Annotated in this window: 9 protein-coding genes; 8 read left to right on the plus strand and 1 reads right to left on the minus strand. The window is 50.7% G+C overall.

The window, feature by feature from the left end:
• Positions 1-42: 42 nt before the first annotated feature.
• The 8 genes from BMW71_RS07775 (at position 43) to BMW71_RS07815 (ending at position 13,968) form a co-directional block, all read left to right on the plus strand.
• Positions 43-1,245 carry a glycoside hydrolase family 18 protein gene (locus BMW71_RS07775; protein ID WP_092171743.1) on the plus strand — a complete coding sequence of 401 codons (1,203 nt, stop codon included), beginning with the start codon at positions 43-45 and terminating at the stop codon, positions 1,243-1,245.
• A 252-nt stretch (positions 1,246-1,497) separates the two neighbouring features.
• Positions 1,498-3,081, plus strand: a complete 1,584-nt coding sequence (locus BMW71_RS07780) for a serine hydrolase domain-containing protein (protein ID WP_092171746.1) — start codon at positions 1,498-1,500, stop codon at positions 3,079-3,081.
• A 922-nt stretch (positions 3,082-4,003) separates the two neighbouring features.
• Positions 4,004-5,659 carry a proton-conducting transporter transmembrane domain-containing protein gene (locus BMW71_RS07790; RefSeq protein WP_092171751.1) on the plus strand — a complete coding sequence of 552 codons (1,656 nt, stop codon included), beginning with the start codon at positions 4,004-4,006 and terminating at the stop codon, positions 5,657-5,659.
• Positions 5,660-5,715: 56 nt separating this feature from the next.
• Entirely contained in the window at positions 5,716-8,193 is a 2,478-nt protein-coding gene (locus tag BMW71_RS07795) for a YbcC family protein (protein WP_092171753.1), read from the plus strand.
• Between the two features lie 21 nt (positions 8,194-8,214).
• Positions 8,215-9,063 carry a DUF6671 family protein gene (locus tag BMW71_RS07800; RefSeq protein ID WP_092171756.1) on the plus strand — a complete coding sequence of 283 codons (849 nt, stop codon included), beginning with the start codon at positions 8,215-8,217 and terminating at the stop codon, positions 9,061-9,063.
• Positions 9,064-9,519: 456 nt separating this feature from the next.
• Positions 9,520-10,635, plus strand: coding sequence for a GAF domain-containing protein (locus tag BMW71_RS07805; RefSeq protein WP_177179591.1), 1,116 nt, complete (start codon positions 9,520-9,522; stop codon positions 10,633-10,635).
• 60 nt (positions 10,636-10,695) lie between these two features.
• Positions 10,696-11,802: a helix-turn-helix domain-containing protein gene (locus BMW71_RS07810; protein WP_241684939.1), complete on the plus strand. Its 1,107-nt coding sequence runs from the start codon at positions 10,696-10,698 to the stop codon at positions 11,800-11,802.
• 81 nt (positions 11,803-11,883) lie between these two features.
• Positions 11,884-13,968, plus strand: a complete 2,085-nt coding sequence (locus tag BMW71_RS07815) for a glycoside hydrolase family 3 protein (protein ID WP_244891114.1) — start codon at positions 11,884-11,886, stop codon at positions 13,966-13,968.
• Between the two features lie 97 nt (positions 13,969-14,065).
• Here BMW71_RS07815 and katG read toward each other — a convergent pair whose 3' ends face one another.
• On the minus strand, positions 14,066-16,309 hold the full coding sequence (gene katG / locus BMW71_RS07820; RefSeq protein WP_092171764.1) for a catalase/peroxidase HPI: 2,244 nt from the start codon (positions 16,307-16,309) through the stop codon (positions 14,066-14,068).
• Positions 16,310-16,385: the final 76 nt, after the last annotated feature.

Below are 16,385 nucleotides of genomic sequence, written 5' to 3' on the forward strand. Positions count from 1 at the left end.
ATTGATCGTACATTCCCTTACCAAATATTCAGACTAACAACCATGCTATTTAACTGGAAAACCTACCTCTTGCTTTTATTAGTTGGCTGCTCGCAAGAGTCAGACCAACAATCTGCTACAAATGCCGATGCCACTCCTAACGCTCCAGTGGTGATGGCCTACTACGTGCCAGAGCGTGATTACAAACCGGAGGAGCTGCCCGTCGAAAAGCTCACCCATATTATTTACTCCTTCACCCATGTGATAGATGGAGAAATGAAGTTTAGCAATCCCGAGGAAGCGGGTCCAAAATTAGAAGCGCTGGTCCGACAAAAGGAGCGGAACCCCGATCTGAAGGTAATGATTGCCTGTGGAGGCTGGGGTGCAGATGGATTTTCGGACATGGCCCTGACGGAAGCGAGTCGGTCAAAATTCATTGCAAGTGCGGCCGCGTTTATTGATGCCTATCAACTGGATGGAATGGATATGGACTGGGAGTATCCGGGCATATCGGGTGCCGGTACCAAGGCACGGGAAGAAGACACGCAAAATTTCACCGCTTTGATGAAAGGCCTGCGCGAGATGCTGGACAAATTCGATGAACCAAAATTGCTAACCTTCGCCTCGGCGGGATGGAAGCGCTACTACGACCACATCGAGGTGAACGAGGTCATGGACTATGCAGATTACACCAACGTGATGACTTATGACCAGGTATCCGGTGTCTCCAGGTACACCGGGCATCATACCCCCTTGGGGGATGTGAAAAGTGAAGCCATTGCGGGCACACCGTTTCATGCCCGGTTGGATAGCTTGTACCAATCGGGAGCCAGCAAAGACCCTGATCCGCGTTCGGCCGAAAAAATTGTAAATTTCCTCCTAGATGAAGGGGTTGATCCCAAGCAGATCGTCATCGGAAGTGCGTTCTACGGCAGGGTGTGGAAAGGTGTTCCGCCGGAAAACAACGGGCTGTATCAGCTGGCTGGCGGAATCCATATCGGCTGGTTGGCCTACAATCAGATTCGGGAACAGTACGAACCGGACAGCCGCTTTCAACGGTATTGGGATGAGCGCGCCAAAGCACCTTTTATGTACAATCCGGACGATAGCCTGATGGTCTCCTACGACGATACCGTTTCTGTGCGGCTCAAGACCGAATACGTGCGGGAAAAGGGACTGGGCGGTATCATGTTCTGGGAATTGGGCAACGACACCAAGGAGGAAGGAAGCTTACTGGATGCGATTCATAAAGCCGCAGAGGACTGAGGGCGAGTTGGCCGGGTGCTGTACCCCACTTCCCTGGCGATCAGTTTTGCCTGTTTCATCGCAACGATCGCTGCCTTTGTCTGGAGCAAAAAAACCCATTTTCATGCCGTTGGGTTAGCCCTGTCGGTTTTTGGCCTTTCGTTACTTATCATCGACTACTTCTCCAAGGAGCGGGCATCGATGTAGTATGCAGTGATTCTTCAGCACCTACTTTAATGCCATTACGCGTAAACCAACCCCATCCACTAACCTATGAAAAATACAACTCAATTTCTCCTTTATTCCTGCCTGAGCGCTACGCTGTGGTCCTGCGGCAGCAAAGAATCAGTACATGTTGCCCCGCTGCAGGCGGAATCCACTTATTCCGAATCGTACCAGCCACCCGTATTCGTTAGCGACGAGCGCAAGGAAAAGATCCAAAGCATTGCGCCCAGGCTGCAGCAGCTTATCGAAAACCATGCCCGGGAACGAAACATTCCGGGAGTAGCCTACGGTCTGGTGGTGGATGAGGAGTTGCTGATTTCAGGGAGTACCGGGTTGATCAATATTGAGCAGAACGTTCCCGCATCGACTTCCGCTGCTTTCCGGATTGCCTCCATGACCAAGAGTTTTACGGCCATGGCTATTTTAAAACTAATGGAGGAAGGCCGCTTGTCCTTGTCCGACCCGGCATCCCGGTACATTCCCGAAATGGCCTCCATGCGCTACCTCAGCAAGGATGCGCCGGCAATTACCATCGAAAACCTGTTGACCATGACGTCCGGCTTTCCGGAGGACAATCCATGGGGAGACCGGCAGCTGGACGAGCCGGACCAATACTTGCAAGACCTGGTTAGCGAAGGCATTTCCTTTTCCAATGTTCCCGCCTATACCTATGAATACAGCAACACGGGCTATGCAATGTTGGGAAAAATCGTCTCTCAGGTATCGGGTATGTCTTACCAGGAGTATATTCGACAACATATTTTTGTACCGCTGGGTATGGAGCACACCTACTGGGAATACGACCGGGTTCCTGCCGGGCAACTGGTCATCGGTTACCGCTGGGAAGACGAAAGCTGGAAGCAGGAACCCATGTTACATGATGGCTCGTACGGAGCGATGGGAGGATTGATTACTTCTATCGAAGACTTTAGTAAGTATGTCGGTTTCCACCTATCCGCCTGGCCTCCCCGAAATGATGCGGAAAACGGACCCATCCGTAGAAGCTCAGTTCGGGCGATGCAAACGCCCCAATTTGCGCGCTTGAATGCAAACGGTACGAATTTCAGCGGCAAACCCTGTCCCCAGCTTTCCGGCTATGGGTATGGCTTGCGTAGTACCGAATTTTGCAATGGTTTACGACAGGTCGGTCACGGAGGGGCATTGCCGGGTTTTGGTAGCAATTACCAATTTTTTCCCGAATACGGGGTGGGGCTAATGGCATTTGGCAACCTCACGTATACCAGCCCCTGGCCCTATGCAGAAATCGGGGAATTGCTTTTCGAAACGCTCGCCCTGCAACCCCGACAACTCCCCGTTTCTGCCATTCTAGCCCATCGGCAGGCCCAGTTGGTCGAATGGATACAGCAGGGAGGGCAGGAGTTGGAGAGCGAAATTTTTGCGGAAAATTTCTTCCTGGATCGGTCCCGTGAAAACCGCAGGAAGGATATCGAAGCCATGCTGGAAGAAGCGGGTACGATTCGGGAAATCGGTACCATGGAGCCGGAAAACCAACTCAGAGGTAGTTTTCCAATGGAAGGAGATCAAGAAACAGTCGAGGTGTTTTTTACCCTCAGCCCCGAAAGCGATCCAAAGATACAGCAACTGGTGCTTTCCTTGCTTCCCAGCGAATGATCCGGTAAACTACCGGAAGCCGGGAACGGATTTTCTGCGTTGGGTGAAAGCAGGCTTTGGGTCGGGTCCACAATTCCCCAATGCGGGTAGGGTAAAAAGCTGACAAACGGTTTTTTGGCTACGTTCCCGAGAAGGGCATAGTGGAGCTTCCGTCACCGGGCAGCCCGTTTTGGGTGATCGTTGAGCGGCCGAAACTAGACTTGCTGTACAGCGCGCGGTAACTTGTCCATCCAGGCCTATGCCGTCGAGGTCCCAAAATAGGGCTTTCGCGCGGTCCCCGTCGGCCATACTGGTGACACCAAAAACCTGGTTCCGACCCGTTGAGGCTTCGGCCATGAAGTTGGCGAATTCACCAAACGTTCCGAAACGTATCCGTACCGTCATCTTGGTGATCCTCCAGTGTACGTTTCCAACAAATGTTTCGTTGTTGGTGGTTGTTTTCTAAAACCCGAGCTAATGCATGAATTCGCAGAGAAGATGTAGGAATTAGGTACGATGCGGGATAGTATTGGCTGTTCAGGGATTTTTTCTCAACTCGTCCATTGCTTGTAATGGTCTGACAGGGAGCAATCGACAAACCCCTCACCACCAACGCAAGCTACGAGACGACCTCAGGCCCAGCTCACCGGATTTTTGGGATCGGGCTGGAATGAAAAAGTAACTACCAGGACGGTAGGTATTCTTCCCACCGTTCGGTTTCATACCTTCCAGTCAATCAGATGGGCTTTTCTCCGGATACCAATTCAAAGGACCTTCCAGAGGAAAACCCCGCGACATTTATTAAAATAATTTATGTATTTCATACTAAATCGAAATGAAAACTTATGGATTATTTTTTTCAACTTTGCATCGTGGAAAATTTTGCAGGAATGCAATTATTCCATCTAAGGATCAATTTGACTGGTAAAAAACGAAAAGTTCCATGATTGAAAATTTACTGCCCCTGATTGCACTTCTCTCACCTCTGGTATTTGTAGCGACAGCCGTCGCTTCCTGGTTTCAGCCGGGATGCAGGCCCAATCAAGTCACCCTTTTGAGTGGCGTGGCGTCTGTCGCCAGCCTCTTGATCGCAGGATTCTGTGGCATTTTCGTTGCAAAGCATGGGCTATTGGAATCCGGATTGTGGGGCATCGGTGGCATTGGGTTCAGCATTCGGCTGGATGCGCTCAGCTTGCTGATGCTGGGAATGATCGCTCTTTTAGGCTTTATCATTATCAAGTTTAGTAAGAATTACCTGGACGGGGATTCCCGACAGGGAGCATTTATGGGGAAACTGGCTGCCACCATCGCTTCCGTGCAATTGCTGGTGCTTTCGGGAAATATCGGCTTGCTGTTTATTGCCTGGGTATTGACCAGTATTTCCCTGCACCGTCTGCTGATCTTTTATCCCGAACGACCGGGGGCGCAAATTGCCGCCAAAAAGAAATTTATTCTGGCAAGACTGGGGGATGCCAGCCTGTTGGTTGCGATCCTCTTATTGTATAACGAATTCGGTACCGGTAACCTCGAGCAGGTGTTTTTGGGTGTGCAAGCGGCCGTTTCTTCTGGAGATGTCCCCCATACGGTAGAGCTTGCGGCCCTGTTTTTAGCCGTTGCTGCGATTCTTAAGTCCGCCCAATTTCCTACACACGGATGGTTGATAGAAGTGATGGAGACCCCTACTCCGGTATCTGCCCTGTTGCACGCCGGTCTGCTTAATGCGGGTCCCTTCTTAATTATTCGCATGGCCTTTGTGGTGGATGCCGGTACGATAGCTCCCCTGTTACTCATGGGGCTGGGTGGATTTACAGCACTTTTTGCCTCGGTTGCTTACCTGACCCAACCGTCCATTAAGACGGCCCTGGGCTACTCCAGTGTAGGACACATGGGATTTAGTTTGATGGTTTGTGGAATGGGCGTTTATCCAGCTGCCTTATTGCATCTGGTAGCCCATTCTTTTTACAAAGCGCACGCATTTCTCTCTTCCGGAAGCCAGATTGACCTGGTCCGTGCAGCGAAAGTTGCCGACCAAACCAGTCCGCTCAGTCCACTGAAGGTGGTTTCGGGTATTGTGTTGGCTTTGCTTTTGTACGCCGGGTTTGCATTTGTTTGGGGAATTGATCCGCAAAACGACCTGGCGCTTGTGTTAATTGGTGCAGTCATCGTCATGGGCCTGGCCCGCCTTTTCACAGCTGCCATTGCCCGCGCCTGGGATACGCGGTTATTGGCACAAGCGTTCCTTATGGCGCTTACGGTTACCACGGCATTTTTTGCATTGGAATCTGCTACGCATTACCTCCTTGGAACACAGGTTCCGGAAACGGCCGTGTTGGGATACGGCAAGCTACTGGTTGCCGGTCTGGTGCTGTTGGGCTTTGCTTTGGTCGTCTTTGTTCAGATGATAGCGCCCCAACTTTCCAATAAGCCCTCATACCAGGCCATGGCCGTTCACGTCCGAAACGGATTTTACGCCAATGCATGGTTTGACCGGATGATTCATGCCTTGCATTTACTTTCCCCGCAAAGCAGGCAAGTTCTCGCTGCACCTGCCACGGCAAATGCCCAATCGGTAACCGCCGACAAAAAAAACAATAACTAACCCCTCCCAAATAGCCTTAGACATTTTCAGGAACAACCAATCGCTGATAAAAAAAAATGGAAGATCAAGTATTACTACTACCCAAGGAAAGAAAAAAGATCACGCTTACAACCACGCTGCAGACGGCCTGCAAGAAAATTGCACCGGTATGGCCTCTGGAGAATTTTGTTGCGGTGAACCCTTACCTGGGACTTACCGATAAAAATTTTGAAACGGTGGCTCAGCAGTTGGCTACCGTTGGTGGCATTCAAACGACCCTTCCCGTTTCGTTTTATCGGAACAAAATTCGGGAGGGAATCATTTCCCGGAAGGACCTGGGAGAGGCACTGACGAAAAAGGCCGGTAACGTCAGGGATGTAGATGCCTTTATTCAGTCCCTGGAGACAAAGGAGGATGCAGGCGTAGGTACGGCCACCATTGCCACGTATAGCGATGTAGCTACCCAGGTTACAAAGCAAGATTGGAACCGTTTTGTGACGGGCAGAATTTCTACCTGGGCTGCTTCCTATTTCGATAAAGGACAGGCGCTGTGGAAGGCTTCCAACCCCCAAATCGGGCTCTTTAAAGCCTGGAGAGAAGAAGCCACAGTGGATTTAACAACTGAAATTACCGGTTTAAAAGGATTTCGAAAAGCGGTCGAAGCCTTGTCAGCGGACCCCCTGCAGGCAGCCCAAAAGGCATTGGAGGTACTCGATGTGCCGGAGTCCGCTCTTCCCCTTTACCTGCATCGACTGCTGCTTCGGGTAGGCGGCTGGTCGGCCTATGCGGCGCGGCTGGATTGGGACAAGGAATTGTACGGTAAAAAAGGAGCCGTATCCCTGGAATTTTTATCGGTGCTCCTTTGCTGGGAAGCCTGCTTGCTCGAATGCCTGGATGGACCGCAACTCCGCTTTTCGTGGCTGACGGCAAAGAAACGGCTTGTCGAGGCAAACCAAGATACCGAGCTAAGTGAGGAGCTTTCTGACCTGCTTGTTTTGCAGGAAGCCTTTGATCTGGCTGCCCAACGGGCACTCATCGAAAAATTTCAGCGGGCACCGGCGAACGAAATGGCAAAACCAACCCGTCCGAAAGCGCAGGCCATATTTTGTATTGACGTACGTTCGGAAGTATATCGGCGCAACCTGGAGCAGGCAGATTCGGAGGTAGAAACGATTGGATTTGCAGGGTTTTTTGCGTTTCCGATCCAATTTGTGCCGCTCGCTCACAGCACAGGTGAAGCGCAATGTCCGGTACTGATTCCCACAGGGCCGACTATTTTGGAAGAAATTCCGGATGCAGCTACGAACAAGCGGGCCCACAGCAATCGGGTGCTACGCCATCAGTTAAAGCAGGTATGGAAATCCTTTAAATCCGGCGCTATCACCTGTTTTAGCTTTGTCAGTCCCATGGGTCTGTCCTACCTGCCCAAGCTATTTACCGACTCCTTCGGTATTACCCGACCCGTTCCCCACCCCGATGGGGCCGGATTGGACCGGAAGGAAGCGAAGCAAAAGAGCATTTCCCTGGAGGTAGGCAATCATGCCGACCTATCGGTCGGAATACCGCTGGAACAACGCACTCAACTGGCGAAAAACGCGCTGAACGCCATGTCGCTCACCGAAAATTTTGCCCCTTTCGTGCTGATTGTTGGGCATGGGTCGACATCCGTGAATAATCCCCATGCCACCGGGCTGGACTGCGGCGCCTGTGGAGGGCATTCCGGAGAAGCAAATGCCAAGGTGGCTGCTGCCGTGCTAAACGATAAAGAAGTTCGCAAGCAGCTAGTCGAGGCGAAACTATCCATCCCGGAGGATACGGTATTTCTGGCCTGCCTGCACGATACCACCACCGATGAGGTTAGCATATTCAATGAGCAGGAGGTACCCCTCTCTCATATCGGAGAATTTGGGGAGCTCAAGCGTTCACTGGCAAAAGCTGCTCGGGGAGCGCGTGCAGAGCGAGCACTGAGAATGGCCATTACGGAAAACCAGGATCAGGCCCTTATTTCGCGCAGTAAGGACTGGTCCCAGGTTCGCCCGGAATGGGGACTAGCGGGCTGTTCGGCCTTTGTGGTAGCACCCCGCGAGCGGACTAAAAAGCTGAATTTTGGTGGACAATCGTTCCTGCATTCGTACGATTGGAAAAAAGATGCTGATTTTTCGATACTTGAATTGATCATGACAGCGCCCATGGTGGTTACCAGCTGGATAAACCTGCAATATTACGGCTCAACGGTCGACAACCTGAATTTCGGGTCCGGAAACAAAACCCTGCACAACGTCACTGCAGGATTGGGTGTGCTGGAAGGGTATTCCGGCGATTTGCGGGTGGGACTGCCCATGCAGTCGGTACACGATGGCACCCGGTACCAGCACGAACCGCTACGCCTCAATGTGGTGATCGAGGCTCCGATTGAGGCCATGAATGCCATTCTGGAAAAACACCGCGCCGTACGAGATCTTTGTGACAACACTTGGATATTCCTGTTGGCCCTGGACGCCGGGGGTAAGGTTACCCACCGGTATCGGGGCAACCTACAATGGGAAGCCCTGTGATTGCGGTAGCTATACTGAAAAATGAAAGCCAGGGATTTTTTTGCGGGTAGAAGGCTGGTCATTGCTACGAAGCACGGGAAAGAAACCCTGATTGGGCCAAAGGTAGCCTCCCAACTGGGGGTGCTACCTTTTGTTTGTTTGGAATTAGACACCGATTTGCTGGGAACGTTTTCCGGAGAAGTAGAGCGAAAAGAAGACCCCCTCGCGACTGCCCGAAAGAAATGCGAGTTGGCCATGAGTTACTCGGGTGTAGATCTTGCGATTGCCAGTGAGGGTTCATTTGGAGCGCACCCGACTTATTATTTTCTACCGGGTAACGAGGAGCTTATTATGTTGCTTGACAAGCGACATGGGCTTGAGATCGTTGGTAGGAAACTGAGTGCGGAAACGAACTTCAGTTCCCGGCACTGTTCCAGGGAAGCGGAACTCTTGGAATTTGCCCGGGAGGCGAATTTCCCCTCTCATGGGCTGATCCTGCGGGAGCGTCGGGGAGCGATCGATACGGTTTGCAAGGGAATTTGCGAGCAGCAGGAATTGCTGGCAACATTTCGGATGTTTTTGGCTCGCTCTGGACAGGCCTTTGTGGAAACGGATATGCGCGCCATGTACAACCCCATGCGCATGAAGGTTATCGGCGAAGCCACGGACGAGCTGTTAAAAAGAGTCCAGGTGCAATGCGAAAAATGCAACAGCCCGGGGTTTGGAATCAGGGCGGTGCAACCGGGGATGCCCTGTTCCCTCTGCGGTAGACCCACCCGCTCGCCCCAGGCAAGGGTTTACGGCTGCGTCAAATGTGGCTTTAGCAAAACGGAAAAAATATGCGACAAGGATGCAGAAGACCCCATGTATTGTGATTATTGCAATCCGTAAACCTGCGGGGTACAGGACCTCTCGCGCTCACTTGCAATGGAGGAGTGGTGAAGTGCGATCGAATCCGTTCTGCTTGCCGGCAGGTGGTGGCGCTACCGCTGACGCCATGCGATGGGAAGGCACCGGGCATTTCGAGTACATTTCGCCCTTGCCTGGTCTTGCGTGAACCCATTTCCAATCATTTTCCTGCGTTCAGAAAACGAAATTCTCGCTGGTACATGGATCAGACCTATGGACGATACAATAATACCAGGTGATTTCTCCATTTAAACAAAATGTTATACCTTTATTCCTCACGTATCGTCTGGTGAGCAGCAACTTGACACGTACGCAAAGCTTTTGAACGTTTTTTTCTTTTTTACGGTGAAAAATGAGCAGGCAGTAGAAGCCAGGCAACAGGCAGGCGTACCAGGATGAACTTTTAATCATTTGTTGAAATAAACAGCAGGAATGAGCATGGAAGAAGAAAGGTTGGCTGAATTACAAGCGTACGAAATTCTTGACACTCCACCAGAGAAAGAGTTAGACGAATTGGCGGAAATCGCATCCCTGGTTTGCGACACACCGATTTCGCTGATTACGGTGATTGATAAGAAACGGCAATGGTTCAAGGCAAAGATGGGCGTAGACCTTCAAGAGACTTCCCGGGAAGTTTCGTTTTGCCAGCATGCGCTTCATAAGCCAAAAGAAATTTTGGTTGTAAACGATTCACTAAAAGACCCCCGTTTCAAGGACAATCCGTACGTGACAGGGGATCCAAATATCCGGTTTTATGCGGGCGCACCATTGGAAACACCAAATGGCCATGTGTTAGGTACTATTTGCGTATTGGATAGTAAACCCAGGGAGTTCACAAGGAATCAAGAAAAGACACTCCAACTGCTCGCAAAGAAAGCGATGGATTATTTGAATACGCGAAAAAAAATGTTGCAGCAGAAAGATAAAATTGCCTTGAGTGCAGACAAGCTAAAAAAAATAACAGACAACATCCCCGGAGGGATCTTTCAGTTGACCCGGAAACCCTCCGGCAAAATAAAATTTGAGTTTATCAGCGAAGGTATCCAACGGCTTTATCCCTCCATTGATCCAGAAGAATGGTTGAAAAATCCCAATGCAGGATACCGTGTCATTCATCCGGATGACATTCAATCGTTTAGAGAAAGTCACGAGAAATCCTATGAATCCCTTTCACTGTGGTACCATGAATTCCGCGTGGCTGCTGAGGATGGTCACCGGTGGCACATGGTAAAAGGGAGGCCTGAAAAATTGGGCGATGGAACCGTGGTATGGTACGGTAGCTTCCAGGATATCACCAGTCATATCGAATACGAGCTGGCAATGGAACAAATCCTATTTGATATTTCGCATATCTTACGAAGACCAGTCACCAACTTACTCGGACTTACAACGCTTATTAGCAAGGAAGAAAAAATTGACGAAATCAATTTAAGAGAGTACTCCGGATACATTCAAACGGTTGCAAAGGAGATGGAGGTATTTACCAAGCAATTGAATGAGATATACCAAAAGAAAAAAGAAAAAATCACCGGTCAAAAAAATTGGCAGGTCTAGACGAAACGAGGTTAAGAGACTGTTTTTTTGCATTATCTCGCCATACTACCACAAAAAAAAGTGTATACAAGTATTACCTTAGTCGGATTGGTGCAAGCCCTTTTCGGGATGCTTCTTTTTATCAGCAAGCGCCCCAGGCACGTAAGTTTCGTTTTTTTAGTGGTTTGGTTCGGTATCATTGCCGTGTTTCTGGGGGCACTTTTACTTCCTTTTGAGGTGGTAACCCATTTTAAACCGGGTATTTTCCCTGTATTGTTGCTGTTTGGTCCGCTACTTTATTTTTACTTGCAATCATTGACCATAGAAGATTTTCGACTTAAACCCCGGCAACTGCTTCACCTGCTGCCGCTTTTACTGGTATCCCTTCACCGGTCGGTAACCCCAGCCGTACCCATTACCAGTTCATCGGAAAACCCGCTTTACGTCTACAATAAGGTATACTATGCGATCTTAATTCTCTCCCTGTTCTATTATTGGCTATCTGGTTTGAAGTTGGTTTTGAAACACCGTAAAAACATTCGCCTTCATTTTTCCAACTATACCCGGGCAAATTCCATGAGCTGGCTTGCGTTGGTGCTCTCGCTGTTTCTTGTCTTGTTTATGGTGGATTTCACACGCTTCTTTTTTCATAAAGTGTGGCAGTTGGAAGTTCCTTCCCTTTTCCTACTTCCTGTAAACCTGACCATTTTCGTATTTATAATGGTTTTTTTTGGGATCAATCAATCGGTTATCTATACGCCGGAGGAAGGCGCAATCCGGCCGGAAACGAATGGAGCCCCTCTTGGAGGTAAAAAATACACGGGGTCTTCCATTACTGGCGAGGAAATCGAAAAGGTCACCCAAGCCATGCTCGCATATCTGACCGAAGCGAAACCCTACCTCAACCCCGAGTACAGCCTCCAACAAATGGCGTCGGATCTGAATATTTCCCGGCACAAGTTGTCTCAGGTAATCAACAGCGGCCAAAATAAAAACTTTTTTAAACTGGTAAACGAGTATCGGATTCGGGAAGCCAAAAAGATGTTGTTGAACCCGGCATACGACCATTATTCCATATTGGGCATTGGCTACGCCTGTGGCTTCAATTCCAAATCGTCATTTAATCGGCTATTCAAGGAAGAAACCGGTTGCACGCCGAGCGAATTCAAGCAAGAAATCAGGTCCTAAACAGGTGCCAGCTTATCGGTTGGTACGCCTGCGATGTGGATACGGGGTATTTTTGCCACCGTATCACCAAACACCATTCCTATGAATTCAGTCATGCATGGTCTCTTGAAAAGCCATTTGACCATTTTTCCCGTAGACAGCCGATTCGCTAGGTTATCGGGACCCTTTCTGCTTTCCGCACTGCTTGGAGGCTGCGGGCAAAAAATCGAGTATACCCAGCCTGATCTTGGTTTTCGTAGCCTCGAGCTAATCGAAGTCGACGGCTACCGGTTTAAGGACCTAAACAAAAACGGAACCCTGGATCCCTACGAAGACTGGCGTCTAAGCCCCGAAGAGCGAAGCCAGGATCTGCTCTCCCAAATGTCACTGGAGCAAAAAGCCGGGTTTATGTCCATCAACACGCTAAACATGTTGGGGAGTAGGAAGGCCGCTGCCTCCGGAGGAGCCTACCAGGCCAGCGATCTGGACGAGGGGCAGGTGAAAGAGTCTGAGGAAGAAAGAGCCAGAAGGCCGAATTTTATTGGTGGCATGAACGCGTCCACCAGTACCAGTCAACGGATTCAAACGTTCCATAACCGTCATTTTATCCTGCGTCTCAACGAGCCTGCGGGGGTTATTGCGACCTGGAACAACCACCTGCAGGAGCTTTGTGAATCCGAGCCTTTGGGAATTCCGGCCATCATCACTTCCAATCCCCGAAATCATATTTCGGGAAATGCCTCCGAAGGTACGGCGCTTAATGCGAGCGTTTTTACAGCCTGGCCTGGGGAATTGGGACTGTCTGCCGCCCGCGACCTGGAATTGATCAAGGAATTTGCCGATATTTCCCGGCAGGAATGGCTTGCTGCCGGCATACGGAAGGGGTATATGTACATGGCCGATCTGGCAACCGAACCCCGCTGGTCCCGCGTAAATGGAACCTTTGGAGAGGACCCGGAATGGGTGGCAGAAATTATTCGGGAAGTGGTCATCGGGTTTCAGGGCGAGCAACTGAACACTAAATCCATTGCTTTGACCATGAAACATTTTCCGGGTGGAGGTTCGGGAAAAGGCGGCCAGGATTCGCATTTTGAATGGGGAAAGGAACAGGTATTCCCGGGGGGAAGGTTTTACGAGAATCTACTGCCTTTTCGCGCGGCCATTGATGCAGGTACCTCGGCGATCATGCCGTATTACTCCATGCCAGTGGGAACGGAATTTGAAGAAGTAGGCTACTCGTACAATAAGGCCGTGATTACGGATTTGCTTCGGGGAGAGCTGGGCTTTTCCGGAATCGTCAACACCGATACCGGGCCACTCACCCGCATGGTTTGGGGAGTGGAGGACCTGTCCCTGCACGAGCGGTACAAGAAGGCACTTGAAGCCGGTTCGAACATCATTTCCGGGATATCCGACCCATCCGACCTGATTGCCGTGGTGGAAAATGGAATGGTAGACCCTGCATTGATTGATGCATCGGTCTTGCGCTTGCTGATCGAAAATTTCCAGTTGGGGATTTTTGAAAATCCCTATGTTGATCCGCAAGAAGCGGACAAAATCGTTGGAAATGAGGAATTTCGAACGAGGGCGGCCGAAGCGCTGAGGAAATCCATCGTATTGCTGCGAAACGAGGAAAACAGCCTGCCAGTAGACGCCCGGAAAAAGATCTATTTTGAAACCATCCAGGGAAGTGCTCAGAGCGATCCGAGAGGAGATAAATTTGTATGGAAAGAGCTGCCGGGTATTCCAGATCTGGAGCTGGTACAAAGCCCGGAAGAAGCCGATCTGGCCGTGCAATGGGTAATCCCCTCCCTCTCGCTGTTCAATGCTACGGGAGAACCGATCTCGCTGTCCCTATCTGAAAACAATATCGACGTGGCACATGTGCGAAGTATAGCCTCCCAGGTACCCACCATTCTGGTGATGGATTATTCCAATCCCTGGGTGATCGATGAAATCTACGACGATGCCGATAAAGGAAATACCCTCGCCGTTTTAGCTACCTTCGGAACGACTCCTCAGGCACTATTTGAGGTGATTACCGGGGCTTTTGCTCCGGCAGGTAAAATGCCTTTTTCGACCCCTGTTTCCAATCAGGCGGTAACAGACAACCTCGAGGATGTACCGGGCTTTCTAGAGGGCGAAGGGTATGCCTTGTTTCACTACCAGGAAGGGTTGAGCTACTAGACGAAAAACCCTTCTTGCCAGCAAGGCATTGGCTTAAAAAAAAGGTGACCTGAATTCAGGTCACCTTTACTTGTAAAAAAACGGTATCAAAAGAGGGTTAGTCTTTCAATTCAAAACGGTCCAGGTTCATGACTTTATCCCATGCTGCGATGAAGTCCTTGACGAATTTTTCCTCGCCGTCGCTGCAGCCGTATACTTCGGCCAGCGCACGCAACTCCGAGTTGGAGCCAAAGATAAGGTCCACCCGGGTTCCGGTCCACTTGCGTTCGCCGGTTTTTCGGTCCTTCCCTTCGAATACCTTGTCGGAATTGTCCAGAGCTTTCCAACTGATACCCATGTCCAATAGGTTGACAAAGAAATCGTTGGTCAGCTGGCCCGGGCGTTTGGTGAATACCCCGTGGGCGGATTGGTCAAAATTCGTATTCAAGGCCCGCATACCACCGACCAAAACGGTCATTTCGGGAGCGGTCAGGCCCATTAATTGCGATCTATCTACCAACATTTCCTCGGCGGCCACCATGTGTTGCTCGTTTTGGTAATTGCGGAATCCATCGGCTGCTGGCTCGAGAATGGAAAAAGACTCTACATCGGTCTGCTCTTGGCTTGCATCGGTTCGGCCAGGAGTAAATGGTACCGTCACGTCTTTCCCGGCATCCTTGGCAGCTTTCTCGATGGCAGCACATCCGCCCAAAACGATCAGATCGGCAAGGGACACTTTTTTGTTACCTGACTGGGATCCGTTAAACGTTTCTTGAATCCCCTCCAATTTGTCCAACACCTTGGCGAGCTGTTTGGGATTGTTTGCCTCCCAGTCTTTTTGGGGAGCGAGTCGTATCCGCCCGCCGTTTGCTCCGCCTCTTTTATCCGACCCCCGGAAAGTGGAGGCAGCAGCCCAGGCAGTACCTACCAATTCCGATACCGACAATCCAGTAGCAAGAATTTGTGTCTTCAGGTCGGCAATATCGGAACTATCTATCAGTTCGTGGTCCACGGCAGGAACCGGGTCTTGCCAGATGAGTTCCTCCTGTGGTACTTCGGGTCCCAGGTACCGGGCACGTGGCCCCATGTCCCTATGGGTAAGCTTGAACCAGGCCTTGGCAAAAGCATCCGCAAACTCATCCGGGTTTTCGTAAAAGTGCCGGGAGATTTTTTCGTATTCCGGATCCATGCGGAGTGCCAAATCGGTTGTCAGCATAAACGGAGCGTGACTCTTGGAAGGATCGTGCGGATCGGGTACGGTACCTGCACCTGCCCCGTCTTTTGGACGCCATTGATTGGCCCCTGCGGGGCTTTTGTACAGTTCCCACTCGTAGCCAAATAGGTTTTCGAAATAGTTATTGCTCCATTTGGTAGGAGTAGTCGTCCAGGCCCCTTCCAGACCACTGGTGATGGTGTTGTTTCCATTTCCGGATCCCAGGGTAGTTTTCCATCCCAGTCCCATCTCCTCGATACCGGCAGCAGCTGGCTCGGGCCCAACGTATTTGGTGGGGTCTCCGGCACCGTGGGTTTTACCAAAGGTATGACCGCCTGCGATGAGTGCGACGGTTTCGTAGTCGTTCATGGCCATTCGCCCGAAGGTTTCGCGGATGTCCCTCGCCGATGCCACTGGATCGGGCGTACCGTTGGGTCCTTCCGGGTTTACGTAGATAAGGCCCATCTGTACTGCTCCAAGCGGATTTTCCAATTCCCGGTCACCGGTGTAGCGTTTGTCTCCCAGCCATTCGGCTTCGGATCCCCAGTACACGTCCTCCTCGGGTTCCCAGATGTCTTCCCGACCGCCAGCAAAACCGTAGGTTTCGAATCCCATGGATTCCAGAGCCACGTTGCCAGCCAGGATCATCAAATCGGCCCAGGAAATTTTCTTTCCGTATTTTTGCTTGACCGGCCAAAGGAGCAAACGCGCCTTGTCCAGGTTGGCATTGTCGGGCCAACTGTTCAGCGGGGCAAAGCGCTGAGAGCCCGTCCCGCCCCCGCCACGGCCATCAGAAATCCGGTAGGTACCGGCACTGTGCCAGGCCATGCGGATGATAAAAGGGCCATAATGGCCGTAGTCCGCCGGCCACCAGTCCTGGGAGGTCGTCAACGCCTCTTCTAAATCTTTCTTCACGGCTGCCAGATCCAGGGATTCAAATTCCTTGGCGTAATCAAATCCCTCGCCCATGGGGTTGGACAGTGCGGAATGTTGCCGCAGAATGTTTAGCTTTAATTGATTGGGCCACCAGTCCCTGTTTCTGGTGCCTCCGCCTGCACTCTGTTTAAGCGCCCCTCCATGAAAGGGACATTTTGCCGCGCTGTCATTGAGGTCAGATAATTTTGCGTTTGGGTTTGTGCTGTTTTCCATAAGTATATAGTAATTGATTCACTCTTTACACATCCAAGATACCAATTTTAGTAATTATGAAAAATTTATTTCCATT

The organism is Cyclobacterium xiamenense (assembly GCF_900109255.1).
Classification (GTDB): Bacteria; Bacteroidota; Bacteroidia; order Cytophagales; family Cyclobacteriaceae; genus Cyclobacterium; species Cyclobacterium xiamenense.